This is a genomic window from Bacillus coahuilensis m4-4 (assembly GCF_000171615.1).
Classification (GTDB): domain Bacteria; phylum Bacillota; class Bacilli; order Bacillales; family Bacillaceae_K; genus Bacillus_T; species Bacillus_T coahuilensis.
The window spans coordinates 1-25,522 of the sequence record NZ_ABFU01000044.1 but is presented as its reverse complement, the minus strand read 5'-3'; the positions used below and the strand labels follow the sequence as shown (position 1 = coordinate 25,522).

General features: G+C 37.9%; 21 protein-coding genes and 7 pseudogenes. All 28 read right to left on the bottom strand.

Annotated features, from left to right (window positions below; translation table 11 throughout):
* Positions 1 to 86: 86 nt before the first annotated feature.
* The 28 genes and pseudogenes from recO to lepA all read right to left on the bottom strand — a co-directional run bounded on the left by recO (position 87) and on the right by lepA (position 25,141).
* Positions 87 to 873: pseudogene (recO, locus tag M44_RS22590) on the bottom strand (DNA repair protein RecO).
* 49 nt (positions 874 to 922) lie between these two features.
* A complete protein-coding gene (locus M44_RS26265; RefSeq protein ID WP_010173717.1) occupies positions 923 to 1,072 on the bottom strand; it encodes a YqzL family protein in 150 nt (49 codons plus the stop codon).
* A gap of 112 nt (positions 1,073 to 1,184) precedes the next feature.
* Positions 1,185 to 2,105 carry a GTPase Era gene (era, locus tag M44_RS11360; RefSeq protein WP_010173715.1) on the bottom strand — a complete coding sequence of 307 codons (921 nt, stop codon included), beginning with the start codon at positions 2,103 to 2,105 and terminating at the stop codon, positions 1,185 to 1,187.
* Positions 2,098 to 2,511: pseudogene (locus tag M44_RS11355) on the bottom strand (cytidine deaminase); the annotation flags it as partial. The gene era and the pseudogene M44_RS11355, both read right to left, overlap by 8 nt.
* Before the next feature lie 223 nt (positions 2,512 to 2,734).
* Positions 2,735 to 3,136, bottom strand: a complete 402-nt coding sequence (locus M44_RS11350) for a diacylglycerol kinase family protein (protein WP_010173711.1) — start codon at positions 3,134 to 3,136, stop codon at positions 2,735 to 2,737.
* Positions 3,111 to 3,587, bottom strand: coding sequence for an rRNA maturation RNase YbeY (ybeY, locus tag M44_RS11345; protein ID WP_010173708.1), 477 nt, complete (start codon positions 3,585 to 3,587; stop codon positions 3,111 to 3,113). The genes M44_RS11350 and ybeY overlap by 26 nt, the downstream gene beginning before the upstream one ends.
* 243 nt (positions 3,588 to 3,830) lie before the next feature.
* The gene (locus M44_RS28240; RefSeq protein ID WP_050770975.1) at positions 3,831 to 4,346 is read right to left on the bottom strand and encodes an HDIG domain-containing metalloprotein; all 516 of its coding nucleotides are present in this window, start codon (positions 4,344 to 4,346) and stop codon (positions 3,831 to 3,833) included.
* A gap of 63 nt (positions 4,347 to 4,409) precedes the next feature.
* A complete protein-coding gene (locus tag M44_RS29015; protein ID WP_337444087.1) occupies positions 4,410 to 5,447 on the bottom strand; it encodes a hypothetical protein in 1,038 nt (345 codons plus the stop codon).
* A gap of 13 nt (positions 5,448 to 5,460) precedes the next feature.
* Positions 5,461 to 5,664: a hypothetical protein gene (locus M44_RS29010; protein ID WP_010173706.1), complete on the bottom strand. Its 204-nt coding sequence runs from the start codon at positions 5,662 to 5,664 to the stop codon at positions 5,461 to 5,463.
* Positions 5,665 to 6,079: 415 nt separating this feature from the next.
* Positions 6,080 to 7,043, bottom strand: a pseudogene (locus M44_RS22580) (PhoH family protein).
* A 107-nt stretch (positions 7,044 to 7,150) separates the two neighbouring features.
* The gene (gene yqfD, locus M44_RS22575; RefSeq protein ID WP_010173700.1) at positions 7,151 to 8,233 is read right to left on the bottom strand and encodes a sporulation protein YqfD; all 1,083 of its coding nucleotides are present in this window, start codon (positions 8,231 to 8,233) and stop codon (positions 7,151 to 7,153) included.
* Positions 8,234 to 8,244: 11 nt separating this feature from the next.
* A complete protein-coding gene (gene yqfC / locus M44_RS11325) occupies positions 8,245 to 8,532 on the bottom strand; it encodes a sporulation protein YqfC (RefSeq protein ID WP_010173698.1) in 288 nt (95 codons plus the stop codon).
* 205 nt (positions 8,533 to 8,737) lie between these two features.
* Positions 8,738 to 9,025, bottom strand: a complete 288-nt coding sequence (locus tag M44_RS11320) for a hypothetical protein (protein ID WP_010173696.1) — start codon at positions 9,023 to 9,025, stop codon at positions 8,738 to 8,740.
* Positions 9,026 to 9,050: 25 nt separating this feature from the next.
* Complete coding sequence (gene floA / locus M44_RS11315; RefSeq protein ID WP_010173694.1) at positions 9,051 to 10,055, bottom strand: flotillin-like protein FloA; 1,005 nt, start codon at positions 10,053 to 10,055, stop codon at positions 9,051 to 9,053.
* The gene (locus M44_RS30235) at positions 10,055 to 10,198 is read right to left on the bottom strand and encodes an NfeD family protein (protein ID WP_474371659.1); all 144 of its coding nucleotides are present in this window, start codon (positions 10,196 to 10,198) and stop codon (positions 10,055 to 10,057) included. Before M44_RS30235 ends, floA begins: the two co-directional genes overlap by 1 nt.
* Before the next feature lie 207 nt (positions 10,199 to 10,405).
* A pseudogene (locus tag M44_RS30230) lies at positions 10,406 to 11,340 on the bottom strand (NfeD family protein); the annotation flags it as partial.
* A gap of 279 nt (positions 11,341 to 11,619) precedes the next feature.
* Positions 11,620 to 12,066 carry a GatB/YqeY domain-containing protein gene (locus M44_RS11305; RefSeq protein WP_010173692.1) on the bottom strand — a complete coding sequence of 149 codons (447 nt, stop codon included), beginning with the start codon at positions 12,064 to 12,066 and terminating at the stop codon, positions 11,620 to 11,622.
* 25 nt (positions 12,067 to 12,091) lie between these two features.
* Positions 12,092 to 12,262 (bottom strand): 30S ribosomal protein S21, encoded by a 171-nt coding sequence (rpsU, locus tag M44_RS11300; RefSeq protein ID WP_010173690.1) that lies wholly within the window; start codon positions 12,260 to 12,262, stop codon positions 12,092 to 12,094.
* A 364-nt stretch (positions 12,263 to 12,626) separates the two neighbouring features.
* Positions 12,627 to 13,298, bottom strand: coding sequence for a deoxyribose-phosphate aldolase (gene deoC / locus M44_RS11295; RefSeq protein WP_010173688.1), 672 nt, complete (start codon positions 13,296 to 13,298; stop codon positions 12,627 to 12,629).
* A gap of 727 nt (positions 13,299 to 14,025) precedes the next feature.
* Positions 14,026 to 15,391: pseudogene (gene mtaB, locus M44_RS22560) on the bottom strand (tRNA (N(6)-L-threonylcarbamoyladenosine(37)-C(2))-methylthiotransferase MtaB).
* Between the two features lie 7 nt (positions 15,392 to 15,398).
* On the bottom strand, positions 15,399 to 16,145 hold the full coding sequence (locus M44_RS11280) for a 16S rRNA (uracil(1498)-N(3))-methyltransferase (RefSeq protein ID WP_010173684.1): 747 nt from the start codon (positions 16,143 to 16,145) through the stop codon (positions 15,399 to 15,401).
* A 10-nt stretch (positions 16,146 to 16,155) separates the two neighbouring features.
* Complete coding sequence (gene prmA / locus M44_RS11275; RefSeq protein WP_010173682.1) at positions 16,156 to 17,106, bottom strand: 50S ribosomal protein L11 methyltransferase; 951 nt, start codon at positions 17,104 to 17,106, stop codon at positions 16,156 to 16,158.
* Positions 17,107 to 17,125: 19 nt separating this feature from the next.
* The gene (dnaJ, locus tag M44_RS11270) at positions 17,126 to 18,250 is read right to left on the bottom strand and encodes a molecular chaperone DnaJ (RefSeq protein WP_010173680.1); all 1,125 of its coding nucleotides are present in this window, start codon (positions 18,248 to 18,250) and stop codon (positions 17,126 to 17,128) included.
* 166 nt (positions 18,251 to 18,416) lie between these two features.
* Positions 18,417 to 20,242: pseudogene (gene dnaK, locus M44_RS22555) on the bottom strand (molecular chaperone DnaK).
* Positions 20,243 to 20,272: 30 nt separating this feature from the next.
* The gene (grpE, locus tag M44_RS11260) at positions 20,273 to 20,836 is read right to left on the bottom strand and encodes a nucleotide exchange factor GrpE (protein ID WP_010173678.1); all 564 of its coding nucleotides are present in this window, start codon (positions 20,834 to 20,836) and stop codon (positions 20,273 to 20,275) included.
* 75 nt (positions 20,837 to 20,911) lie between these two features.
* Entirely contained in the window at positions 20,912 to 21,943 is a 1,032-nt protein-coding gene (hrcA, locus tag M44_RS11255) for a heat-inducible transcriptional repressor HrcA (RefSeq protein ID WP_010173676.1), read from the bottom strand.
* An 84-nt stretch (positions 21,944 to 22,027) separates the two neighbouring features.
* Positions 22,028 to 23,167: pseudogene (hemW, locus tag M44_RS22550) on the bottom strand (radical SAM family heme chaperone HemW).
* Positions 23,168 to 23,305: 138 nt separating this feature from the next.
* Complete coding sequence (lepA, locus tag M44_RS11240) at positions 23,306 to 25,141, bottom strand: translation elongation factor 4 (protein ID WP_029326855.1); 1,836 nt, start codon at positions 25,139 to 25,141, stop codon at positions 23,306 to 23,308.
* Positions 25,142 to 25,522: the final 381 nt, after the last annotated feature.

Below are 25,522 nucleotides of genomic sequence, written 5' to 3'. Positions count from 1 at the left end.
GCGTCTCTCGTTGTTTTTTATATACCTTTGTTCCGTTTTTAAAAAAGTCATTAACAATCATCACTAGAGATTTAATCTAAGCCTATTTAATGGTTTTCATTTTCTGAATGAGAGTCTGGCTTTAGTAATGATTCCATTGACTGAATTTGGTCTAAAAACCTTCTGGATTTCAAATATAATCCAGAATTCTCATCATAATATTGACGAATAATGGCAGTAAGCTCATCTTTTGTTTCTTTTTTGACGGATATAGTACCTAATCGATTTAGATCATAATAATATAATACTCTCAACAATCTGAACGTATTCCTAGACATTGGCGCAGCACTTCGATCATTCTCACGACATCGATGGCAAACTACTCCGTTTTCACGGAATGAAAATGAAAAATCTCCCTCGGTTTGTCCACAAACAGCACATTCGTTTAATCCTGGTTGCAATCCGAAAACAGGAAGCATCTTCAATTCAAATATATTCGTTAATATATCTGCGTCATAGCCCTCCTCTATATAAGAAAGGATCGTTTGATACAATTCAAATAAAAATGGATTGGGCTTTAATTCTTCTGTTCCTTTATCTAATAAGTCGGATATATAGGTAACATAGGCCGTTTTAAATAAATCCTCTTTAATTCCTTTAAAGCTTGTAATGATATCTCCTTGTTGAAGGGTGCCTAGGCCTTTTCCTTTTTGAAAAACAAAAATAAGCATAAGTAAAAGCTTGGGAAACACCAGAGAAGCGACTATTTGGCTTTTTCGCTCCTCTTGCCATAAAGGCTACCTTCCCAAGCTCTCGGCTATATACAACAACAATTTTATTAGACTCTCCGTAGTTAGTCGTACGGATTACAATTCCTTCACATTTTTGCAGCATACTTGCCACCTCCCGAAATATGTTCGGGGTGACCGGTGAAATTCACTCACTAAGATAAAGGGAAATCTGTTTCTACTAGTTGTTCCGTATGTTCAAGGTACGATGATTTTCCATCTTCATTTCCTTCTAGTTCTTTAAAGAGAAGATATGTGTCAATGTTACCTGTCTCAGAAAAAACTTTCCAAGTAAAGTCTAACATAAGTAAATCTCCACCTTTCGTTTAATTCACTAGTAACTTCCCAAATCATTGGCTTGTGATATTATCTTCACCCGTTTCACCGAAAAAATAAGACGAAATATTTACTAATTCCTTAATACTCGTCTTCTCTAAATCCAAAATCTCGCAGTTGTGACATTTTATTTCGCCAATCCTTTTGAACTTTGACCCATAGTTCTAAATAAACCTTAGAACCTAAAAGATTTTCGATATCTATTCTCGCTCTTTGTCCTATTTCCTTTAATAAAGCACCTTTTTTTCCGATAACGATTCCTTTTTGCGAGTCTCTTTCCACCATGATAGTCGCCATGACATGAATAGTATCTCTGCCATTATCTGCTTTCATTTTGTCGACAACGACTGCAATGGAGTGAGGTATCTCTTCTCTCGTTAAATGTAATGCCTTTTCACGAATAAGCTCAGAAACGATAAAGTGCTCAGGGTGATCTGTTACTTGATCTGCTGGGTAATATTGCGGTCCTTCTGGCATATATTTCTTTAACTGATCAAGCAAGGTATCCACATTGTTACCTTCTAATGCCGAAATCGGAACAATTTCAGTAAATTCAAATCTGGATCTGTATTCTTCAATGATTGAGAATAACTCATCTGGATGAATCGCATCAATTTTGTTTAATACTAAAAATACCGGTGTGGAAACGTTTTTTAACTTTTCAATGATAAATTCGTCACCTTTACCAATACCCTCTGCGACATCCACCATAAATAGAACAATGTCTACTTCTTTTAATGTGTTTTGGGCCACCTTCATCATAAAATCGCCAAGCTTATGTTTTGGCTTATGAATACCCGGTGTATCAATAAAAACAATCTGAGAATCAGCTAGTGTTAACACACCTTGTACTTTATTACGCGTCGTTTGCGGCTTATCACTCATAATGGCAATTTTTTGCCCAATAACACGGTTTAAAAAGGTAGATTTCCCTACATTCGGGCGCCCTATGATAGAAACGAAGCCCGATTTAAATGCTTGCTGTGAATCTGTATTATTCATGTAAATCCTCCGGTGAAAATGCTCCTGGCAATAATTGTTCAACTGTTAATTCTTGTATATCCCCATTTAGGTTCGTTAAAACCATCTTCATATCTTTTGAGCAAAGCTCTGAAATCACTTGACGGCATGCCCCGCAGGGTGGAACTGGTCGTTTTGTATCTGCTACAACCACCATAGTCGTGAAGTCTTTTACCCCTTCTGAATACGCTTTAAAAAGGGCTGTTCTTTCTGCACAGTTACACATGCTATACGCAGCGTTTTCAATATTACAACCGTGATAAACTTGACCGTTCGTCCCAAATAATGCGGCACCTACTTTAAACTTCGAATAGGGTACGTACGCCTTTTCTCTTGCTGCTTTTGCTTCTTCAATCAATTGCTCATTTGTCATGGTTAACTCTCCTTTATATTCACTATTATATACTAATTTTGAGGATGAGTGTAACTATCCATTACGACTGTTTGCTCATATTGCTGTGAAGTTATTTTAACGAAATGAAGGAAAGAATTCAAATAGCTGAATCAAATTCTTTTTACACCTTTTAAAAAACCTCGATGGTTCTTAACGAAAATAGCCATACTTTAGGACAGGCTCTACTAAACAATTTTAAACAGACATAAAAAAACTGCTACGTTTGAAGTAACAGTTTAATGAAATAAGGGATAAAGATGATAGCCCCAACTAAAACAGAAGCAATAGCTGAAAGTAATACGGCCCCAGCTCCAATATCTTTAGCCTGCTTAGCTAAAGGATGGAAATCATCTGTAACTAAATCCACGACCTTTTCTATTGCCGTATTAAATAGCTCACACACTAAAACAATTCCGACAGACAGTGTAATCACAATCCATTCCCATGTTTCTAATTGAAAAGCCAGGCCTACAATCAAGACAATAATGCTGATGAGAGTATGAATACGGAAGTTTTGTTGGGTTCTAAAAGTAAATACAATTCCTTCTTTTGCATAACCGAATGAGCGAATCAGTTTTTTTCGATCAATAAATTTATGATCTTTTGAGTCCGAATTCATCTAAAATATCCTTTTGTCGTTGAAACATCACTTTTTCATCCTGCTCATTTATATGGTCATACCCTAATAAATGAAGGAACCCATGCAGCGCTAGGAAACCCAATTCTCTTTGAAATGAATGCCCATATTCACTTGCTTGCTCTCTTGTTCTTTCAACTGAAATAATAATGTCTCCTAACACTCTCGGAATCCCTTCTCCAATGATTCGAATTTCATTTTCATCCATTTCTTCTAAAGCAAAGGAAATGACATCAGTTGGTTGATCTTTGTCACGATACTCTCTATTCACTTGTTGAATACGTTCATTTGTGACAAATGTAAGTGAGACTTCACTTCCCTGTGTTACTCCCTCTTTTTTTGCAGCAAAATGAAGAATTTCTTGTACAAGTTCTAGATCATCTTGAGCTACTTCTTTTGTTTCATCTAATAAATCCATTTCTATATAAGTCATGAATCCTTCTCCTTTTTTTCTTCTGGATATTCAATTCTACTGTGATAAATACTATTTAACGTATCACATAACACATGTTTGACAACATCTAATTCTTTTAATGTAATCGCACACTCACTAAATTGTCCATCTAAAATGCGGTCTTGAACGATGGAGTGTACTAACTTTTGTTATTTTTTCGTCTAGAAGGTTGACTCATTGCACGTACAGCCGCTTCCACACTATCAGCAATACTAATGATTGCTACTTCCTTTGTTTGAGGTTTAGGTCCAGGATAACGATAATCTTCCTCCTTAACATTTCCCTCATTTCCTTTGCTTTATAATAAAAGAACTTTAGCAAGGTTGTTCCGTGGTGTTGTTTCGCTATATCAATAATTTCCTTTGGCATTTTATTTTTAGAAAGAATCTCTGCTCCGTTCACGCTATGGTCAATGATAATATCACGGCTCGTTTCTGGTGAAATTCGGTCATGAGGATTATCTCCACTCATTTGATTTTCAATGAAAAATTGGGGTCTCTTCGTTTTTCCAATGTCATGATAATAGCATCCTACTCTCGCTAATAAACTATTAGCTCCGATAGCATCACACGCAGCTTCCGCTAAGTTTCCTACCATGACACTATGATGATAGGTACCAGGTGCTTCTATAAGTATCTTCTTTAATAATGGATGATTGGGATTCGAGAGCTCAAGCAATCTCATATGTGATAGTATTCCAAATGCTGCCTCAAAGAAAGGCAAGAACCCAATGGTCAAAACGGCTGATCCAATACCAGATAATAGACTAAAAAAAGGACAAAATCAAGATAATTGGCTGTCTCAAATTGAGTCCCATTTAAAAAAGATGATGACTAATACAACAACAACATTTAATAGGGTCAACAACCCTCCTACTTGCATAATAGAAGCTCGTTGATGTTGCTTCACCATGAACAAACTACCCGACAGGCCACTTATCAACAAATAGATAAAAATCTCCACATCAAAGTTACCGAAAATACCCTCGTGAAATATCACACTTCCACAAAGCGCTTGTGCAACTGCCATAATCATGGCAATTCGATCATTTAATAGGATCCTCAATATCATAGGTGCCATAGCTGCCGGAAATATAAATCCTACATAGTTTATATCCAGTTCAGTCAATAGGGAAATAATTTTCATTAGCAGGATAGAAAAGACCATTACAATGCTTAATAACAAGACATAATTTGTTTTCTTTTCTTCAGAAATCATCCACTGAGTGAAATAATAATGGAACAATACAACAATGACGACCACAAAAAGTGCTAATCCCACTGTATAAGTATAAGAGGTTTCCTGGTCTGTATAGCCTAGTAAAGAAAGCTGTCTATATATTTCTTGATCAATGAGTCCACCTTCTTGAACAATCAGCATCCCTTTCATTATGTAATCAGGGGTAACTTCATTTCTCGCTTTTTCTTTCGCGGTTTCCGTTTGATCAGCGTTATACTGTTCATTTGGAACAATAGCATAACGACCAATTGAAATAGAGGCTTCTTTGACTTCCTTTGGTAAGTTATTATCTTCAATTAGTATTTCAATTTCTTGCTTTTTAAAGGGCAATTGATCATTTCTAATTCGAGTGCTCATAACCGAATCTATTTTCTCCGTCACAATCTCGCTTGCTCGTTCCACAACCTGTTCTTCTGCAGCAAGTAAAGAAAGGAAAACTTCATCCGATAAAGAGCCTGTGATATCTTCTGTCACATTATTAGTGAGTCTTGCTTTAAGTGTTTTTAACTGTTCAGAGATGGGAAGAACGATTTTTTGGGGCTCTGAATTTTCAAGATTTTCCTCATTAGGTTCTTGAATCGTCACACTGTCTTCTTTCACCCTCATGATTTCATCAAACACGGATTGAATAAAGCTTATGCGATTTTCTTTTTGTTTCTTCGTTATATGTATAGACAGGTGCTACTGATTCAGCAGCTTCTTCTCGCTTCTCATCCGTTTTCACTTGATCAATAATAGTTTTAGGAGCAAAAACATCTTCTTCTGCCAGTGAATAGAGCTGATATTCATACGTTTCTTGGTTTACATTTGAATACATTAACCCAAATAGAATTAAACCAAGGAAGGAAAAAAATACAAAAGTGTAAAAGTTTTATAGCTTAAAAATTGACGAACTTTCATTAAGTATTGTTTCATACAAGCTTCACCTATCATTTCTTCGCTATTACAATCTTAAAAAAATAATAACAGTTTTTACCTACTATTTCATCCCTTAATAGAAAGTTCGGTGATTTTTAACGATTTATGTTGGTATGGCTCAATTAGAAGGACTAGGTTAAACTGAGCTGCCTGTTTTACGCAAACTATCGTCGCTTTCTGCAGGGAGTTGCCACCCCAACTAGTGAAAATGCTACAATTTTCTTTTGTGCAGCGATGGTTAAATGATGATTCCATACTGTTTAACATATCATTTGTTAAAAAAGAACCTTACTGATGAGTAAGGTTCCTTTTTGTTATGTTGTTGATTCACTATATGCTTCAATAATTTTTGCTACAAGTGGATGTCTGACTACATCCGTTTGTTCAAGATGAATGAATTTAATACCATTTACATTCTTCAGTGTGTGTTCTGCTACAAGAAGTCCAGATTTCACTCGATTTGGAAGGTCAATTTGAGTAGGGTCACCAGTAATGACCATCTTGCTACCAAATCCTAACCGAGTTAGAAACATCTTCATTTGAGCAGCAGTTGTATTCTGAGACTCATCTAATATGACAAATGCATCATCTAATGTTCTACCCCTCATATAGGCTAACGGAGCAATTTCAATCGTCCCTCTTTCAATCAGACGGGTTGTTTGTTCAGCCCCAAACACATCATGTAAAGCATCATATAATGGTCTTAAATAAGGATCAACCTTCTCTTTTAGGTCTCCTGGTAAAAACCCTAAGCTCTCTCCAGCTTCCACTGCAGGTCTAGTTAAGATAATCCGCTTAACTTTACCCTTTTTAAGAGCATCCACTGCCATCACAACAGCTAAATAGGTTTTCCCGGTACCTGCGGGTCCTACCCCAAATACTAAATCATTCTTTTTTAATTGCTTGAATGTAGTGGCGTTGACCAAGAGTTTTCACTCTGATTGGTTGACCCTTAGCATTTCTAGTAATCTCTTCTTGATATAGTTCTGTAAATGCGTCTAGGGAATCTTCTTTCCCCATATTTATCGCATATATTACATCCCGCTCTGAAATAAATATACCTTTTTGAAGAACATGTAATAAAGCATGGAATACTCTATCCGCCACTTCTACTGCATCAGGCTCACCTGTTACAAGCAAACCCCCACCTCGAGTAACGATTGAAACGTTTAGTTCTTCTTCAATTGTTTTTAAATGGATATCTCCATTCCCAAACAAGCTTTGAGCTTCGTTTGGATTTTCAAGCTGAATACTAATAGTTTTAATCTGTTCTGTCATTCTTGTCTCCTTGAACAATTGGTTGGGCTTCTGCAATATTTTCGATTACTTGGAAAATAATTGTTACGTTTACTTTACCACTCTCTACCTTCTGTTGTCTAATTTTATTAATTTTTTATTTCTGCTTCTTTAGGCAATTTAGATAGGATGGTTTCTTCTCCTATTTCAATAGCTCTATCAACTGCTTCATCCTTTTTATACGTTCTCGTTCCTACCTCCGTTTGGACTTCTGTCGATTCCTTTATCGATAGGGGCAATTGCCATTTCCAAATATATAGAGGCTTAGAGAACGTGTCTATATAGGATGAAGAGAATTTTTCTAACCAAAATCCCCATATCGGAATGGTAAATTCACCAAATGAAAGGCCAAATCTCCGATTTTCCTCACCTGTTAGGACTGTGAATTCAGTAGTAAGAGGAACCTCTACAATCGTATCATACCACGTTTCAGCAAATACAACCCCTCTAGCTGAGACTGCTGAATATTCATCTTCTTTCCCAATAAGTCCTGAAACGAGCATGTCCCCTTTTTTTACAAATTGGTTGACACCAACTATCGATTTTCCCTCTTCCACAAATTGTTTGACGATGGTCCCAGATTTTTTGGCGACCAAATGTTGTGGACTTACGGATTCCGTTTCCTCCGGTTCATTTTTCTCGACTACTTGTAATTGATAGCTTGTCCCCTGGAGTTCAACACCTATCCATGTAATGTTTTCTAATTGATAGGACAATTCTTTTTGAATGATTTCAGGGGTAGGCGTTAAAAATTGAAACTTTCCTTTACGAACGCCAATTTCCTCGAGTGTCTGTTTAATCTGATGCTCTGTTTCAGGACTAGCACCAGCTACATCAATCCGCCAGGTCATATTCGATAAAAGGATCAGCATAAGAAAAAAGAGAAAGGTCCCAATAGCGAAACCTAGGTTCAACATAAACCGTTTTGCATAAAATGGTAGTCCTTGCCCCTTCACGAAGGTCACATGACACTCTGTACGCCTTGATGCTCTTCTTAAGTTATGTAAATCATGAACAGAGATATAAAATGTTAAGGTTTCCGTTCCGACTCTTTTCACATTCCATATAAAGATGTTATGTCGCACAAGATTATTAATGAAACGTTCCACACCTTTACCTTGAACTTTCACGAAAATAGTTCCTTGTATTCTAGTTATCCAATGATTTTTCATATTGATCCCCCTTACGTTCCATCAAGAAAAAACACCTCTGAAATTGTACCCTCAAGTAATATTTCTTCGGGAAGGATAGTCTTAATAACAAAGCCATTTCCCTTAATTAATAATTGTCCTTGCTTTAATAACAGTCTTACTTCTTTATCTGAAAAGGTTAGGAGTCCTCTATGATTTTCAATGTAAATATGGAGTTGCCCTACCATAGTAATTCGTGGCATATCCATCATCACATCTTGAGGAAGGTCCATATTTTTTGTCATCCACTCTTGAAATGAGCGCAACCACTTTTTAGCCATAAAAAAAGAAACCCCCTTTCATCTCATATGTATGAAATGAAAAGGGGTTTCATCACTAAAACTATCGTCGATTTAACAGTTTCTTTGACTTGGGTGGTCCTAAAATTTCGGAGAAAATGATTCCTTGTAACACATTTTCTTTTGAAATTTCTACCTGCACAGCAACTTTTGCTTTTTCTAGTTTTATTCTTTGAATTAGATCTAATCATGCTAGCTCTTCTTTCAGCCGCTTTTCTTTGTCGTTCAAGTTCTTGAATTTTTCGTTCTGCTTCTTTTTTCTTTTCCTCAAAATCAACACGCTTAGGCTCTTCCTTTTTCGGGGTGTTATCTCCCTTACTTGCACCTGTTTCTCGACAGGCTCCACTCGCATCGTTTGAGGAATTTCTTGTTGAATAGGCTTTGTAGAAGTCGGTTGCTCTTTTTCATCTTTATTCATACGGCTTTGCACTAAACTAAATATAATGGCAATAACCGCAATGATGATGCTTTCCATTTAGGCCGCTCCTCCCTTCTACAATCTATTTATCACTTTTTGTGTCTTGGTCTTTATCTTTAGATAATTTACCAATACTCGATCTCATATTTGTATCAGCATCAATATTTTGTAAATTATAATAGTCCATTACACCAATATTACCAGAACGTAATGCTTCAGCCATGGCTAACGGTACAGTTGCTTCGGCTTCCACTACTTTTGCTCTCATCTCTTGAACTTTAGCTACCATTTCTTGCTCTTGAGCAACGGCCATTGCACGGCGCTCTTCGGCTTTTGCTTGGGCAATATTTTTATCAGCTTCAGCTTGCTCTGTTTGAAGCTCGGCTCCAATATTTTTACCGATATCAACGTCCGCAATATCAATGGATAAGATCTCAAATGCTGTACCAGCATCCAAACCTTTCGTTAAAACTGTTTGAGAAATTAAGTCTGGATTTTCTAACACTTTTTTATGGTTACTAGAAGAACCGATCGTTGAGACAATACCTTCACCTACACGGGCAATAACCGTATCTTCTCCAGCTCCCCCTACTAGACGATCAATATTTGCACGTACTGTAATTCGAGCTTTTGCCTTTACTTCAATCCCGTCCATTGCAACACCTGCAATAAACGGTGTTTCAATGACTTTAGGGTTAACACTCATCTGAACCGCTTCTAACACGTCTCGACCAGCCAAATCAATCGCAGCCGCTCTTTCGAATGAAAGCTCGATATTTGCACGATGAGCAGCAATTAACGCGTTTACTACTCTGTCTACGTTACCACCAGCTAAATAGTGACTTTCCAATTGGTTAATGGATACATCAAGACCCGCTTTCGACGCCTTAATTAATGGGTTAATTACTCGACTAGGAATAACTCGACGTAACCTCATACCAATTAATGTGAATATAGAGATTCTAACGCCAGCTGCTAGAGCAGATATCCATAGCATTACTGGAACGAATGTAAGGAGTAAAGCTAATAATATAATCCCTACCCCAATAGCTAATAATAATAATATTGCGTTCGATGTTAAAACCATTATTTTTCCTCCTTTAATAGTTGATTATGATGTTCTCTTACAATAACCCGTGAGCCTTCTGTTTTAATCACACGTACTAACTTACCTTGAGCAACATATCCGCCCTCAGAAACCACATCTATTCGCTCTTCATCGATGGTCATACTCCCAGAAGGTCTAAGAGGCGTTAAGGTAGTACCTGTTCGTCCAATCAGTTCTCTTCTTGTAACATTCGAAACATAGCCACTTTCTGTGTTTGTACTATCTCGTAAAATAATCTTATTAAATAGATTCATTCTTTTACCAAACACCTTCACTAGTATTATTATTCCAATCACTGCAACTAACATAGCAATCAAAATGGAAATACTCATTTGAACAATATTTCCTCCTGCTAGTAGAATACTCCCTATCACAGCAAGTATACCTAGTATACCGGCTATTCCACCAGGCACAAAAAATTCTAGAACAATGAGTATTATACCAATCCCAAATAAGATAATGGATTCATAGCCTGCAAGTCCCGCAACTAAATGACCATAGAAGAATAGAACAATCGATGTTAAAGCCATCGCTCCAGGAATTCCTAAGCCAGGGGAATATAATTCAACAATAAACCCAAGACTAGCTACCGACAAGAGAATAGATACAACTAGAGGATTGGTGATAAATCGCGCCAGTTCCTCAGCAAACGTAGTGTTTAATTGAACGATCTCTGCGGAATCCCATTGTTTAAATTCCAGAAGCTCTTCAAGAGAAGAAAAAGTACCTTCTGAATAGCCAACTTCTTGTGCTGATGTTGCATTTAATGTGAGTAACTTCCCCTCTGGTGCTCTATACTCTGGTAAGTCAACACTCTCATCTGCCATTGCTAAGGCATAAAGAGGGTCTCGATTCCCGGTCTCAGCAGCCGCCTCCATAGCAGTCAGCCAGTAGCTTACGGCTTTTTTATCAGCTGTATTCCCAGTTTGATCAATGATTGCAGCAGCGCCCATCTTTCCGTTAGGGTTGAATAAATTTCGTCCGCATGGAGTGCAATATAGGCTCCTGCTGAAATAGCATCAGGGTTTACATAGGCAATCTTAGTTAATTCCGTAGAACTAAGAAGTTCTGAAATATCCGTTGCTGCATTAACAGCACCCCCTGGAGTATCAATATCAAAGATAATTGCTTTGGCTCCAGCCTCTTCTGCTTCTTCAATTCCTCGCTTCAAAAATTGATATAAGCCCTTTTCGACTTCATTCTCAATAGGAATGACATAAACAGAATCTTCTTTTGCAAAAATCGGTAAAGAAGGAACTATCATTAGTGAGATGAACAGAATTCCTAACCAAGAAATGATTCGTTTCACATTTAAGCCTCCTTTCTTGTCATAATCATATATACGAACGACTACTAAAAAGGTTTCAAATCTCCTCTATAATTGTACTCTTGTTTTGACTATAAGAAAAGAAGTTGTACTCTTATCATTTTATATAGTGAATAAATGGTTCAAACAAAAAAGTAATGTATTTTCAGGATGGATAAAGCAACTAATAAAATAAAAAAAGAAAAAACTAGAGGAAGTGTACCCTCAGTTTTCTTTTTACGATAAGTGTTTCTGAACTACTTTATTAACAAGACCGCCGTCTGCCTTACCTTTAACCTTAGGCATAACAGCACCCATTAATTTACCCATATCAGCTTTAGTAGAAGCTCCAACTTCTGTCATTGTTTCTAAAACAATGACATCAAGTTCATCTTCTGATAACTGCTTTGGCATGTATATTTGTAAGTAAGTTAATTCAGACTGAATTTTTTCAACGAGATCATCGCGATTTGCTTTCTCGAATTCGTGGAGGGAGTCTTTTCTTTGCTTTACTTCACGAGAAAGGACTGTCAACTCTTCGTCTTCAGTAAGCTCTTGCTTCCCTAATTTGATCGCTTCATTTTGTAATGAAGATTTAACCATACGAATCAAGGAAAGCTTTTCTTTTTCTTTATTCCTCATCGCTTGTTTCATATCATTGTTTAAACGCTCGAGAAGACTCATTACTAATCAAATCCCTCTCTTCTTGTTACTTACGCTTTCTTGCAGCTTCAGACTTTTTCTTACGTCTTACGCTAGGCTTTTCATAAAATTCGCGCTTTCTTACCTCTTGTAAAGTACCAGTTTTAGATACAGTACGTTTGAAGCGTCGAAGAGCATCCTCTAGCGATTCGTTTTTACGAACAACTGTTTTTGACATCTCTCTTTCCCTCCCTCCGAACACACTACACTAAAATGTGCAAAAAGACATGAAGAACTCCATGTACTTTAACAAGTATAATATAACCTTTACATAAGGTCAACAGCAATTCCCTTTTAATAGAGAAAAGAAACGAATAACTAGAAAATAATGTTCTCTTTATAGGTCCTATTTATTATTGAAGAGTAAAAGCTATCATTTATGTTTATTTCTCCACTATGTAAGAACTGCGAAGCATGTTTCAGGAGGCTCGCAGACAGGCGGAAAGCAAGGGAATCAACCGAGCTTTATAAGATGAACGTTTGTTGAAAAAGAAGAGGGTGTTCCCAAAAGATTATACCTTTGAGACACCCTATCCATCATCTTAATAATCGCTATCGCTCGTTAAACCTTGTACAATTTTAACACCTGAACTTGCACCGATACGTGTAGCACCAGCATTAATCATTGTTTCTGCATCTTCAGAGCTTCGAACTCCTCCAGATGCTTTCACACCTAAATCTGGACCTACCGTTTTTCTCATTAAAGCAATATCCTCTACTGTTGCTCCACCAGTTGAGAATCCTGTAGACGTTTTAACAAAGTCTGCGCCTGCTCTCACTGAAAGCTCACAGGCTTTAACCTTTTCCACATCCGTTAATAGGCACGTTTCAATGATAACTTTTGATAATGCCTTCCCTTTCGCAGCAGCTGTCACCGCATTTATATCACGCTCTACTAATTCCCAGTCTCCTGACTTAATAGCTCCGATATTTACGACCATATCTACTTCTGTTGCTCCGTTTTCAATGGCATTCTTCGTTTCAAATGCCTTTGTTTCAGGAGTAGTTGCACCTAATGGGAACCCAATTACAGTACAAACCTTCACATCCGTATGTTTTAATAGTTCACTTGCATATGTAACCCAAGTTGGATTTACACAAACAGACGCAAATCCATATTTTGCTGCTTCTTCACAAAGCACCTTTACTTGCTCCTTTGTTGCTTCAGGCTTTAAAAGTGTATGATCAATCATTTTCGCGATTTCTTTATTCATCTTCATTCTCCTTTCAGAAGTTGTCCGTACCTCTATATCATATCAAATTTAGGCTAGTTTGACGACTAACATTGTTATTATTTCCTTAATAGACGTTTTGAAACCTTCACGTAAAAAATTACAGGCAGTTCAATTACCCCATTGGATGAACTTTTTATAGTAAACTAATAAAATAAATAGGATAACGGGATTAATCGATGCTGATAACCACAAATTCCACCATCCATAAGTAAAAAATCCCCATGGTTCAGGTAGTAATGTGTACGATTCAAATAAAAATTAAAAAAAGCTCCCAATATATAAAATATAGCACCTGCTTTTTTAGAGAGGTGTTAAAAGGATACCAATTAAGAAATACAATATTTGCTGGTACTACTAACAAAATCATAGCCGCTAAGCCGTCCCACAGAAGTTCGTTTTCAAAGTACCAATATCCATGAAAGGAAAAATCAACAAAGATATCAAAGATTAGAGCAAATGCAATGGTAAACGAGTATACATGTGCCACTTGCTGATAATTTAATTTATTGACAAAAAAAGACAATGACATTAAAAAGTAGTGCAAAAACAATTAGACCAAGACCAACCATAATGTCCCCTCCTACTATATTCTACTCCCATTTATTTACATTTTATTCATTCAATCTACAAATAAGAAAATTGTACTACTTAATAAATGTACTGAACACAAAAAAGACATGGAGATATGTCTCCATGCCATTTTTTATTATGATACCGCCGCGGATTCCTCTTCCTGAATACCTTCAACTACGTCCAAAACTCGAACAAACTGACCTTCATTATATGGATATCCAGCCTTTGTTAATTTTTACTTTTACAAGCTTACCTACCATATCATCCCTAGCGGGGAAGACGATTTTTAAATAGTTATCTGTATACCCAACATATAATCCACTATCAGGATCTTCTTTGAATGGCTCTTCAGGGATTACTTCCAATACTTCTCCTTCAAAGCGAGATGCATATTCTTTTGCCAATTGATTAGATAATTCAATAAGGCGATGTACTCTCTCATTCTTTATATCTTCATCTACTTGATCATCCATTCTTGCTGCTGGTGTTCCAGTACGTTTAGAATACGGGAATACATGAAGCTCTGAAAAGCCTTGTTCCTTAATGAAATGAAAGGTTTCCAAAAATTCTTCTTCTGTTTCACCAGGGAAGCCAACGATCACATCAGATGTAACGGCGAGTCCCGGTAATGCTTTTCTTAATTTCTCGAGACGTTCACCAAAGAACTCCATTGTATATTTACGACGCATACGTTTTAATACAGTATTCGAGCCTGATTGAAGCGGAATATGAAGATGACGAACAACCATATTAGATTGATCGATGACTTCCATTACTTCATCCGTCAATTGACTGGCTTCAATAGATGAAATACGAATACGTTTTAATCCTTTCACTTGAGTTTCTAGGTCACGTAATAGCAGGGCAAGATTATAATCCTTCATGTCTTCTCCGTATCCACCTGTGTGAATGCCTGTTAGGACGATTTCTTTGTATCCTGCGTCAACTAGTTGCTGTGCTTGACGAATGACTTCTTTAGGATCACGAGAACGCATCAATCCACGCGCCCATGGAATAATGCAGAATGTACAGAAGTTGTTACAGCCTTCTTGGATTTTCAATGAGGCACGTGTACGATCAGTGAAGGCTGGAACATCTAGCTCTTCGTATACACGATTCTTCATAATATTTCCTACTGCATTAATTGGCTGACGTTCTACCTTGTATTGCTCAATATAATCAAGCATTTTTACGCGGTCTTGTGTTCCAACGACAATATCTACCCCTGGGATTGCCATTATCTCAGCAGGAGATGTTTGAGCATAACAGCCTGTTACACATATAACAGCGTCAGGGTTACTACGAATCGCTCTTCTAATCACTTGACGACTCTTTTTATCACCTGTATTTGTTACTGTACACGTGTTAATGACATATACGTCTGACTGCTTTTCAAAATCTACACGTTCATAACCTTGATCTTTGAAAAGCTGCCAGATAGCTTCTGTTTCATAATGATTTACTTTACAACCTAGAGTATGAAAAGCAACGCTTGGCATACTTCGATCACCTCTTTAATTCTAATTCGTAAGAAATGGCAGCAAGTGCATAGAGTGGTGCTGTTTCTGTCCGTAATATTCTTGGTCCTAATCCACACGAAATAAAGTCATGATTTTTTAACTCGTGTACTTCTTCTTCGGTTAGTCCACCTTCGGGACCAAATATCATCATGATATGATCACCGTTTTGGACTTTTTGAAGCTCCTCCTTAAACTGGCTTGATTCTCCCTGTTTAGCTTCTTCTTCAAAAGCAACAAGTTTAACAGCATTTGAGGGTACCGTTTGAAGAATTTGCTTAAGTGTTTTAGGTTCGGATATGAATGGAATCGTTCTTCTATGCGATTGTTCTGCTGCTTCTTTTGCAATTTTTTCAAATCGTTCGATTTTCTTGTGAGCCTTTTTGTCATCCCATTTTACAATAGAGCGAGTTGCTTTAAAAGGGATAAACTCTGTTGCCCCTAATTCTGTCCCTTTTTGAATAATGCTCTCAAGCTTATCCCCTTTAGGCAGCCCGCTCACAATTGTGATACGTACAGGCATCTCTGTAGAGTTCAATTCCCATTCTACTACGCTTGCAGTGAGAGAATCATTGGAAATTTCCTCTATTTTGCATATAGCAGACTTATTATCTTGAAAAACAGAAAGGAAGGAGTCCCCTTCCTTCATTCTCATAACTCTTATCATATGATGGAAATCATCGCCTTTTACACGAACTCTTTCGTTAGAGTCCGTTTGCAAAAAATATCGTTGCATAAGAAAAACCTCAGCTTTCTTCCATCGGCTTTTTACTAATCATCGCTACCCAATCTTCCATTACCATCACTTCTTCAATGACAAAACCAGCTTCTTCTAAAAGTTCGCGTACAAATTGTTTCTTTCCTTTAATGATTCCAGAAGTAATATAATAGCCTCCTGGTTTAACGAGGTTAAATGCTTCCTTAGGGAATCTTGCAATAATTTCAGCTAATAGATTTCCGACCATGACATCGACTAATTCTGTTTTCCCTTCTACAAGATTATTTTGGGTAACAGAAACAATCGTTTCACAGTCATTTAATCGGATATTCTCCTTAGCAGATTGAACCGCTACTTCATCAAGATCCAAAGCTTCCACATGAGTAGCCCCAAGAAGAGCAGCTGCGATACTTAAGACACCAGAACCAGTACCAACATCCATAACAGTAGTGCCTGAAGTGATGGTTCGTTCTAATGCTTGGATACACATCACTGTTGTTGGGTGAGTTCCTGTTCCAAATGCCATCCCAGGATCTAACTCAATAATTAATTCATCACTTGAAACTGGTTCATAATTCTCCCAGGTAGGAACAATTGTAAAGCGTTCTGATATTTTAACAGGATGGTAATACTTTTTCCAAGCAGTCGCCCAATCCTCTTCGTTCACTTCAGATATTTCTACTTTATTCTCACCTATATCAATTCCGTAACTTACTAAGTTATTGATGCTATCTTTAATTCCTTCTACATTTTCATGTAAAAAGCTATTCACTAGTAAATACGCTTTAATAATTACACCATTCGTAGGATAATCTTCTGGATCGAGTTGATAGATTTCACCAAATGAATCCTCTCGTATTTTATACAAATCAGCAGGGTCTTCAATGACTACTCCACTCGCACCCGCTTCATGTAAGATATTAGATATCGGCTCAACCGCTTCATTTGTTGATAAAATACTGACTTCAGACCATTTCATGATCTACCAACTCCTCTTATTATTCTCCTTTAAAAGCTCTCTTCACTTTGTCAAAGAAGCTTTCATGCTGCTCATCTGGGACATTCCCGCTAATATCCGCAAATTCACGAAGTAATTCTTTTTGTTTATCCGTTAGTTTGGTTGGAGTGACAACTTTCACAATCACGTGCTGATCTCCTACACCATATCCTCTAACATTTGGTACCCCTTTACCTTTCAATCGGAAGCGAGTTCCTGTTTGTGTACCAGCCGGTATTTTGAGCTTCACTTTACCGTGTACTGTTGGGACTTCAATTTCATCTCCAAGCGTTGTTTGAACGAACGTGATTGGCATTTCGCAATAGATATCGTCTCCTTCACGCTCAAAGAATTCATGTTGACGTATACGGAAGACCACATAAAGATCCCCTGCAGGACCACCATTCACGCCTGGTTCTCCTTGACCAGAAAGACGGATTTGTTGCCCATCATCAACACCCGCTGGAATGGTTACAGAAAGCTTGCGTCTTTTTTCAACCTTTCCTTTCCCGCGACATGTAGTACATTTTTCAGGAATGATTTTGCCTGTTCCTTCACAGTGATGACAAACTCTTCTATTAACAATTCTGCCAAAAGGAGTGTCTTGTTCAACATTTAATTGACCCGTACCATTACAATGCGAGCATGTTTTAGGTTTTGTTCCTGGTTTTGCCCCTGAACCATCACACGTATCACAGGTTTCTTCTCTTGGGATTTCGATTTCTGTTTTCTTACCAAAGACAGCTTCTTCAAAATCTAACGTCATGGTATATTGCAGGTCAGCGCCTTGTCTAGGAGCATTCGGATCACGGCGTCTAGCTGCTCCTCCACCAAAGAACGTACTGAAGATATCTTCAAATCCACCAAAACCACTTCCTCCGAAGCCGCCTCCCCCAAATCCTTGATTAGGATCGGTGTGTCCGAATTGATCATAATGAGAACGCTTTTGACTATCGCTTAGCGTTTCATATGCTTCTTTGACTTCTTTAAATTTATCTGCAGCATCTGCCTCTTGATTAATATCTGGATGATATTTTTTTGAAAGCTTACGGTATGCTTTTTTTATCTCGTCTTGAGAAGCATTGTTTTCAACACCTAATACTTCGTAAAAGTCTCGTTTACTCATCCAACCAACTCCCGTTTCTTTTCACATAAAAATTATTCTATCATTACTCTCTTTACTATTTCAACACGAACATCATACATTGTATACATTCTTTTTTAAAGTTTGTTACCTGATGAATGAAAAAAGTCAAAGTCAAGAACACCCTGACTTTGACTTTTAAGCATGCCTATTCTTTGTCTTTTTCTACTTCTTCGAAATCAGCGTCAACAACATTGTCATCAGCTTTTTGTTGTCCTGCTGCACCTTCAGCACCTTGAGCTGCTTGAGCTTGCTCATAAAGTTTCATTGTTAGAGCTTGAACGATCTCAGAAAGCGCGTCTTTTTTCGTACGAATTTCTTCAAGGTCACCTTTTTCAATAGCAGCCTTTAATTCGTCTTTTGCTGTTTCTGCTTTCGCTACCTCATCTGCTTCTACTTTTCCTTCAAGGTCTTTAAGCGTTTTTTCTGTTTGGAATACAAGTTGGTCTGCTTCATTGCGTAGTTCAACTTCTTCCTTACGTTTTTTATCTGCTTCCGCATTGTCTTCTGCTTCTTTAACCATACGATCAATTTCATCGTCAGAAAGCCCTGATGAAGATTGAATCGTAATGTTTTGTTCTTTACCAGTACCTAGATCCTTCGCACTTACATTAACGATACCGTTTTTATCGATATCAAATTTAACTTCGATTTGAGGGATTCCACGAGGTGCTGGCGGAATGTCTGCTAATTGGAAGCGACCAAGCGTTTTGTTATCAGCTGCCATCGGACGTTCACCTTGTAAAACATGAATGTCTACTGCCGTTTGGTTATCCGCAGCCGTAGAGAATACTTGGGACTTAGACGTTGGAATCGTTGTGTTACGCTCGATTAGCTTTGTTGCTACTCCGCCCATTGTCTCAATTCCTAGAGAAAGAGGTGTTACATCAAGTAATACAACATCTTTCACGTCTCCAGTTAGTACTCCACCTTGGATAGCTGCACCCATTGCAACTACTTCATCTGGGTTAACCCCTTTATGTGGGTCTTTACCTGTTTCTTTTTTAATCGCTTCTTGAACAGCAGGGATACGAGTTGAACCACCTACAAGAATTACTTTGTCTAGCTCAGATGCACTTAGGCCAGCATCTTTAAGTGCTTGACGAGTTGGAACCATCGTACGCTCTACTAAATCAGCAGATAACTCATCAAATTTAGCTCGAGATAACGTTACCTCTAAGTGTAATGGACCAGCTGCTCCAGCGGTGATGAAAGGTAATGAAACTTGAGTTGACGTTACACCTGAAAGGTCTTTTTCGCTTTCTCAGCTGCGTCTTTTAAACGTTGAAGAGCCATTTTGTCTTGAGCAAGATCGATACCATTTTCTTTTTTGAATTCTTGTACAAGATAATCAATGATAACTTGGTCAAAGTCGTCCCCACCTAGACGGTTATCACCGGCTGTAGAACGAACTTCAAACACTCCATCGCCAAGCTCTAGGATGGATACGTCAAATGTACCACCACCAAGATCATAAACTAAGATAGTTTGGTCTTCTTCCATTTTATCTAAACCGTATGCTAAAGCAGCAGCAGTAGGTTCGTTGATGATACGTTCTACTTCAAGTCCAGCAATACGACCAGCATCTTTAGTCGCTTGACGTTCAGCATCATTGAAGTAAGCAGGTACTGTAATAACTGCTTTCTCTACTTTCTCACCAAGGTATTCTTCTGCATAGGATTTAATGTATTGAAGAATCATTGCAGAAATTTCTTGAGGAGTATAATTTTTGCCTTCTACTTCAACCTTATGGTCTGTTCCCATATGACGTTTAATAGAAATGATTGTATTTGGGTTTGTGATGGCTTGACGCTTAGCAACTTCCCCAACTTGTTTTTCTCCATTTTTAAATGCAACAACTGATGGAGTTGTACGGTTACCCTCTGGATTTGGGATTACTTTCGGTTCTCCACCTTCAAGAACTGCCACACATGAGTTAGTAGTACCTAAATCAATACCAATAATTTTGCTCATGATACTTCCTCCTTAATTTCTTCTATGTATTTATTGATTTACTTTCACCATACTAGGGCGAATCACACGATCCTTTAAACGGTACCCTTTTTGGTATTCTTCCAACACAACATTGCTCTCTTGTTCGCTGTCTTCCCCTTGCATTACAGCTTGGTGAAGAGTAGGATCAAACGGATTTCCAACCGCTTCTATTACTTCCACACCTTCTTTTTTCAGTGCATCCGTTAAGCTTCTGTATACCATTTCCATTCCTTGCTTTAAGGAAGAGAATTGTTCTCCCTCTCCTTCAACCTGCATCGCTCTTTCAAAGTTATCTAGAGCGGGTAGAATCTCAGTGATTAGGCTTTGTGCTCTATATTTTTCGCTCGCCTCGCGGTCTAATTCAACGCGGCGTCGGTAATTTTGAAAATCAGCTTGCAATCTGAGGTAGCGATTTTCTTCTTCTGTTACCTTCTTTTGAAGTTCTTCAAGCTCATTGGTATGATCTTCTTGAGATTGAGTAGTCTCATCTGTTGAAGTTTCTCTTGCTTCATCGAAAATCTCTTCCACATTTGCATCATCTACTACTTGTTCATTTTTCGTTTCTTCATTCATGACTTGTCACCTCCTTAAAAGTGCAGCAGTCTCTATGCGTATAGAGACACTACACATTGATAAATATAACCACGGTTATTCACTTTGATACAATTTTGATAACAAGGATGACATATTTCTACTAGTTAAATCTAGTATAGAAATAACTCTTGAATAATCCATACGAGTTGGCCCTAAAATTGCTATGGTTCCTACTTTATCTTGTCCAATTGAATAAGAAGCAGTAATCAAACTACAATTCTCCATGGCCGACAACGTATTTTCTTTTCCAATGGAAATATTTAAGCCCGTTGGTGTTTCTGATATAAGCTTATACATCCCTTTTTCGTGTTCAATCATATCAAATAATAACCGAACTTTATTAATATCATGAAATTCTGGTTGATTTAACATATTCATTTTTCCACCAAAGAATAATTTTTCATTTAGTGGGACCTGTAGCACGGATCCTAATGTGTTCAAAATGGAATCATATTGCTGAATATGTTTTTTCAGTAACGTTGCAATTTCTTTGTAAATCCTGTCATGAAGTTCAATGAGAGGAACTCCTGATAGTTTCTCATTTAAGATATTTGCAACTTTTTCCAAATCGCTTGACGATATATTCTCAGGAAGAGAAATCAACTTATTTTCTACATGACCTGTATCCGTAATGATCACTGCCACTGCTGTACCTTCAGATAGCGGTACGATTTGAATTTTTTTCATCTTGTGTTCTGTTACTTTAGGACCAAGAACAATACTTGTATAATTGGTTAGATTCGAAAGAATCTTGGCTGCATTTTGTACAACCATCTCCGTTTCATACAATTTATCTACGAAAAGGGATTGTAAAAGTTTCACATCGTTTTCCCCTAATAGCTCTGGAGAGAGCAAATGATCCACATAATATCTATACCCTTTTTCAGAAGGTACACGTCCTGAAGATGTATGAGTTTTTTCAATTAGCCCTTTATCTTCAAGATTGGCCATTTCATTCCGAATAGTCGCAGAACTGAACGATATCTCTTCTTTTTCAGCAAGTAGCTTTGAGCCTACTGGCTGGGCAGTTTGAATAAAATCGTCAATAATCACTTGCAAGATTAACAATTGGCGATCTGTCAACAAATTCATCACCCCTATTAGCACTCGAGTTACAAGAGTGCTAAATCTATAAATAAAGTATCAAAACCATTTTCTTCTGTCAATGGTTTACACTTCGTTATTGAAGAAAATATTGAAAACTTCATTTCCTAAAAGCGTCCTTCTCTAGTAAGCTTAATATATTGTTCATCATGTGTGACCCAACCCTTTTCGAAAAGCTCTTGTAAAGGGCCTTTATATAAAATAAATGGGTTTTGGTTGAATTTTTCATTGAACCGTTTTACACTTATTCCTTCCACTTTACGGAGTCCTAAAAACATTTCTTCTTCCATACGCTCTTCCACGGTTGTCGTATGTTCCTCTAGATAATCTAGATGTCCTTTTTCTAGTGGGTCCATATATTTTTTTAAAGGACCATGATTCGAACGTCGAACTTCTTTAACATAACTGTGAGCACCTGCACCAAACCCATAATATTCTTCATTACTCCAATACACTAAATTATGTTTACTCTCATACCCCTTTTTAGCAAAATTACTAATTTCATATTGGCTGATTCCCTTTTTTTGCCATCGTGTTCATAAGCACATCGTACATTGAGGCCTCCGTATCTTCTCCTGGTAAAGGGAGCTGCCCTTTTCTCAAGCGATTATAAAAGACTGTCTTCGGCTCAACGATGAGAGAATAGCCAGAGTAGTGAGGCAAATCAAACGCAAGCGCGATGTCTAGGGTTTCCTTAAAATCTTCCACAGTCTGGTTTGGTAAGCTGTAGATTAAATCTAAGCTTACATTTGTGATTCCAGTTCGAATAGCAGCGTCTATGGACGAAACGATATCTTCATATTGATGGGTTCTCCCAATTGCTTTCAAGAGATCATCGTCAAAGCTTTGGACCCCTAAGCTTAATCGGTTCACTCCATATTCCTTTAACACTCTTAGTTTATCCTCAGTAAGCTCACCAGGATTCGCTTCGAATGTAAATTCTTCAATCTGACCACCCGCCCGTGCAAGAATAGACTGGCAAAGCTTTTCTAATTGTTTTGGAGTGAGGGCCGTTGGCGTCCCTCCACCAACAAATACGGTCTTCATTTCCCCTGGAGGATGTAAGTCGAACGTTAAGCTCATTTCTTGATCTAATGTAGCTAGATACTCATCCACTGGCTGATTTTTTAAATAAAATTTATTGAAATCACAATAATGACAAATATGATGGCAAAAAGGTATGTGTATATACGTTGAGGAAATTATTGTCAATCACTTCTTTCTATTGGATACATTATCGCCTCGCGGAAAGCGAAGCGATCTTGGGAGAACAGTACTGATTTATTATCGAGCCTTTGGATAAAGAAAGAGGGAATGAGCATAATAGCCCCCTCCCTCTACTGTTTATTTTTTCGGTTCATCATTTAAGTTAAGAACAGCCATGAACGCTTCTTGTGGAACTTCAACGGATCCCACTTGCTTCATTCGCTTCTTACCTTCTTTTTGCTTTTCAAGTAGCTTACGCTTACGAGAAATGTCTCCACCGTAACATTTCGCTAATACGTTTTTACGCATTGCCTTAATAGTCGAACGTGCGACAATTTTGTTACCGATAGCTGCCTGAATTGGTACTTCGAACTGTTGTCTTGGAATCAATTCGCGAAGTTTATCAACAATAATTTTTCCGCGCTCATAAGCAAAGTCTCTGTGAACAATAAAGCTTAAAGCATCCACGTGTTCCGCATTTAAAAGAATATCCATTTTCACTAGTTTAGATTCTTTGTATCCAATTAGCTCATAGTCGAAGGAAGCATATCCTTTCGTACTTGATTTTAATTGATCAAAGAAGTCATACACAATTTCTGAAAGTGGTAATTCGTACGCAATATTTACTCGAATCTCATCTAAGTATTGCATATCAATAAAGTTACCACGTTTCCCTTGGCAAAGCTCCATAATAGCTCCAACATAATCATTTGGTACCATGATGTTTGCTTTTACATAAGGCTCTTCAATTCGTGCGACCTTTTGTGGGTCAGGCATAGCTGAAGGATTATCAACAAATACTTGCTCACCATCTGTCATATGCACATCATAGATAACACTTGGTGCAGTTGTAATTAAATCAATTTTAAATTCACGTTCAATACGCTCCTGGATGATTTCCATGTGTAAAAGTCCTAAAAATCCACAACGGAAACCAAATCCAAGGGCTTGAGAAGTTTCTGCTTCATATTGTAAAGCTGAATCATTTAATTCAAGCTTCTCTAGAGCTTCACGCAAATCGTTATATTTACTAGAATCAATTGGATACAGACCACAGTAAACCATTGGGTTCAAGCGACGGTAACCAGGTAAGGCCTCTGTTGCAGAGTTTTTAGCAGAAGTAATCGTATCCCCTACACGAGTATCTCCTACATTTTTTATTGCAGCAGTTAGAAACCCAACGTCACCGACGGTCAATTCTTTTTGAGGTGTTGATTTTGGTGTAAATACACCTAGTTCCGTAACCTCAAACTCTTTTCCTGTTGCCATCATCTTAATTTTATCTCCCATTTTTACGGTACCTTCTACAATACGAATGTACGCAACAACCCCTCGATATGGGTCAAATAAAGAGTCAAAAATAAGAGCCTTTAACGGTGCATCAGGATCTCCAGTTGGTGCTGGCACTTTTTCTACTACTTGTTCTAAAATGTCTTCAATCCCGATTCCCGCTTTTGCAGAAGCTAATACTGCCTCAGATGCATCAAGACCAATTACGTCTTCAATCTCCCCACGTACACGCTCTGGATCAGCAGCAGGTAAATCAATTTTATTGATTACCGGTAAGATCTCTAGTTCGTTATCTAATGCTAAGTAAACATTCGCCAACGTTTGAGCCTCAATCCCTTGTGCAGCATCTACTACAAGAACGGCTCCTTCACAAGCTGCTAAGCTTCGAGACACTTCGTATGTAAAATCGACGTGCCCTGGTGTATCAATAAGGTGGAAAATATATTCTTCTCCGTCCTTCGCCTGGTACTTCAACTGAACTGCATTCAATTTAATAGTAATACCACGCTCGCGCTCAAGGTCCATAGAATCCAAAAGCTGTTCCTTCATCTCACGAGCAGTTAACGCTTTTGTTTTCTCTAAAATACGGTCAGCCAACGTCGACTTCCCATGATCTATATGAGCAATAATAGAGAAGTTTCTAATCTTCTCCTGTCTTTTCAATCTCTCTTCACGATTCATCATAACTTCACTCCTGTTAAACGACACATGTACACTATTTTGAATTATAACAGTAGGGAAATTAATATTCAATAAGAAAAGCGGAAGCGGCTCGCTCAGGCCCGACAAGAGTAGTGGGGACCTCCCGGAAGGCGCTCTTTGCCTTTTGGGAGGTCCCCACTACTCTCGAGGGACTAGCCGCTGGAGCTGGATCAAGAAAAGCGGAGCCGACTGGTCAGGGGCGTACAGGGTGGAGGGCTTCTCCCCTGAAATATAGGAAACACCAAGAGCGTTAGCGATTGGATGTTGACTTATTGATGGGGAGAAGAACCGAAGTCTGTTTAGCCCTTAGGAGGTGGTGTTGGAAAAAGAAAAGCGGAGCCGACTGGTAATGGGGCGTATGGA

Excerpts from the sequence above, each read along its gene's own strand:
- M44_RS11280 (WP_010173684.1), bottom strand. The coding sequence starts at position 16,145 with ATGCAACGATATTTTTTGCAAACGGACTCTAACGAAAGAGTTCGTGTA.
- deoC (WP_010173688.1), bottom strand. The coding sequence starts at position 13,298 with ATGAATAAAGAAATCGCGAAAATGATTGATCATACACTTTTAAAGCCT.
- M44_RS11305 (WP_010173692.1), bottom strand. The coding sequence starts at position 12,066 with ATGAGTCTTCTCGAGCGTTTAAACAATGATATGAAACAAGCGATGAGG.
- M44_RS11320 (WP_010173696.1), bottom strand. The coding sequence starts at position 9,025 with ATGGAAAGCATCATCATTGCGGTTATTGCCATTATATTTAGTTTAGTG.
- ybeY (WP_010173708.1), bottom strand. The coding sequence starts at position 3,587 with ATGACTTATATAGAAATGGATTTATTAGATGAAACAAAAGAAGTAGCT.
- era (WP_010173715.1), bottom strand. The coding sequence starts at position 2,105 with ATGAATAATACAGATTCACAGCAAGCATTTAAATCGGGCTTCGTTTCT.
- dnaJ (WP_010173680.1), bottom strand. The coding sequence starts at position 18,250 with ATGAGTAAACGAGACTTTTACGAAGTATTAGGTGTTGAAAACAATGCT.
- lepA (WP_029326855.1), bottom strand. The coding sequence starts at position 25,141 with ATGATGAATCGTGAAGAGAGATTGAAAAGACAGGAGAAGATTAGAAAC.
- yqfC (WP_010173698.1), bottom strand. The coding sequence starts at position 8,532 with ATGGCTAAAAAGTGGTTGCGCTCATTTCAAGAGTGGATGACAAAAAAT.
- yqfD (WP_010173700.1), bottom strand. The coding sequence starts at position 8,233 with ATGAAAAATCATTGGATAACTAGAATACAAGGAACTATTTTCGTGAAA.
- M44_RS11350 (WP_010173711.1), bottom strand. The coding sequence starts at position 3,136 with ATGAATTCGGACTCAAAAGATCATAAATTTATTGATCGAAAAAAACTG.
- grpE (WP_010173678.1), bottom strand. The coding sequence starts at position 20,836 with ATGAATGAAGAAACGAAAAATGAACAAGTAGTAGATGATGCAAATGTG.
- prmA (WP_010173682.1), bottom strand. The coding sequence starts at position 17,106 with ATGAAATGGTCTGAAGTCAGTATTTTATCAACAAATGAAGCGGTTGAG.
- floA (WP_010173694.1), bottom strand. The coding sequence starts at position 10,055 with ATGGTTTTAACATCGAACGCAATATTATTATTATTAGCTATTGGGGTA.
- M44_RS30235 (WP_474371659.1), bottom strand. The coding sequence starts at position 10,198 with ATGACCATCGATGAAGAGCGAATAGATGTGGTTTCTGAGGGCGGATAT.
- M44_RS26265 (WP_010173717.1), bottom strand. The coding sequence starts at position 1,072 with ATGTTAGACTTTACTTGGAAAGTTTTTTCTGAGACAGGTAACATTGAC.
- rpsU (WP_010173690.1), bottom strand. The coding sequence starts at position 12,262 with ATGTCAAAAACAGTTGTTCGTAAAAACGAATCGCTAGAGGATGCTCTT.
- M44_RS29010 (WP_010173706.1), bottom strand. The coding sequence starts at position 5,664 with ATGTATTCAAATGTAAACCAAGAAACGTATGAATATCAGCTCTATTCA.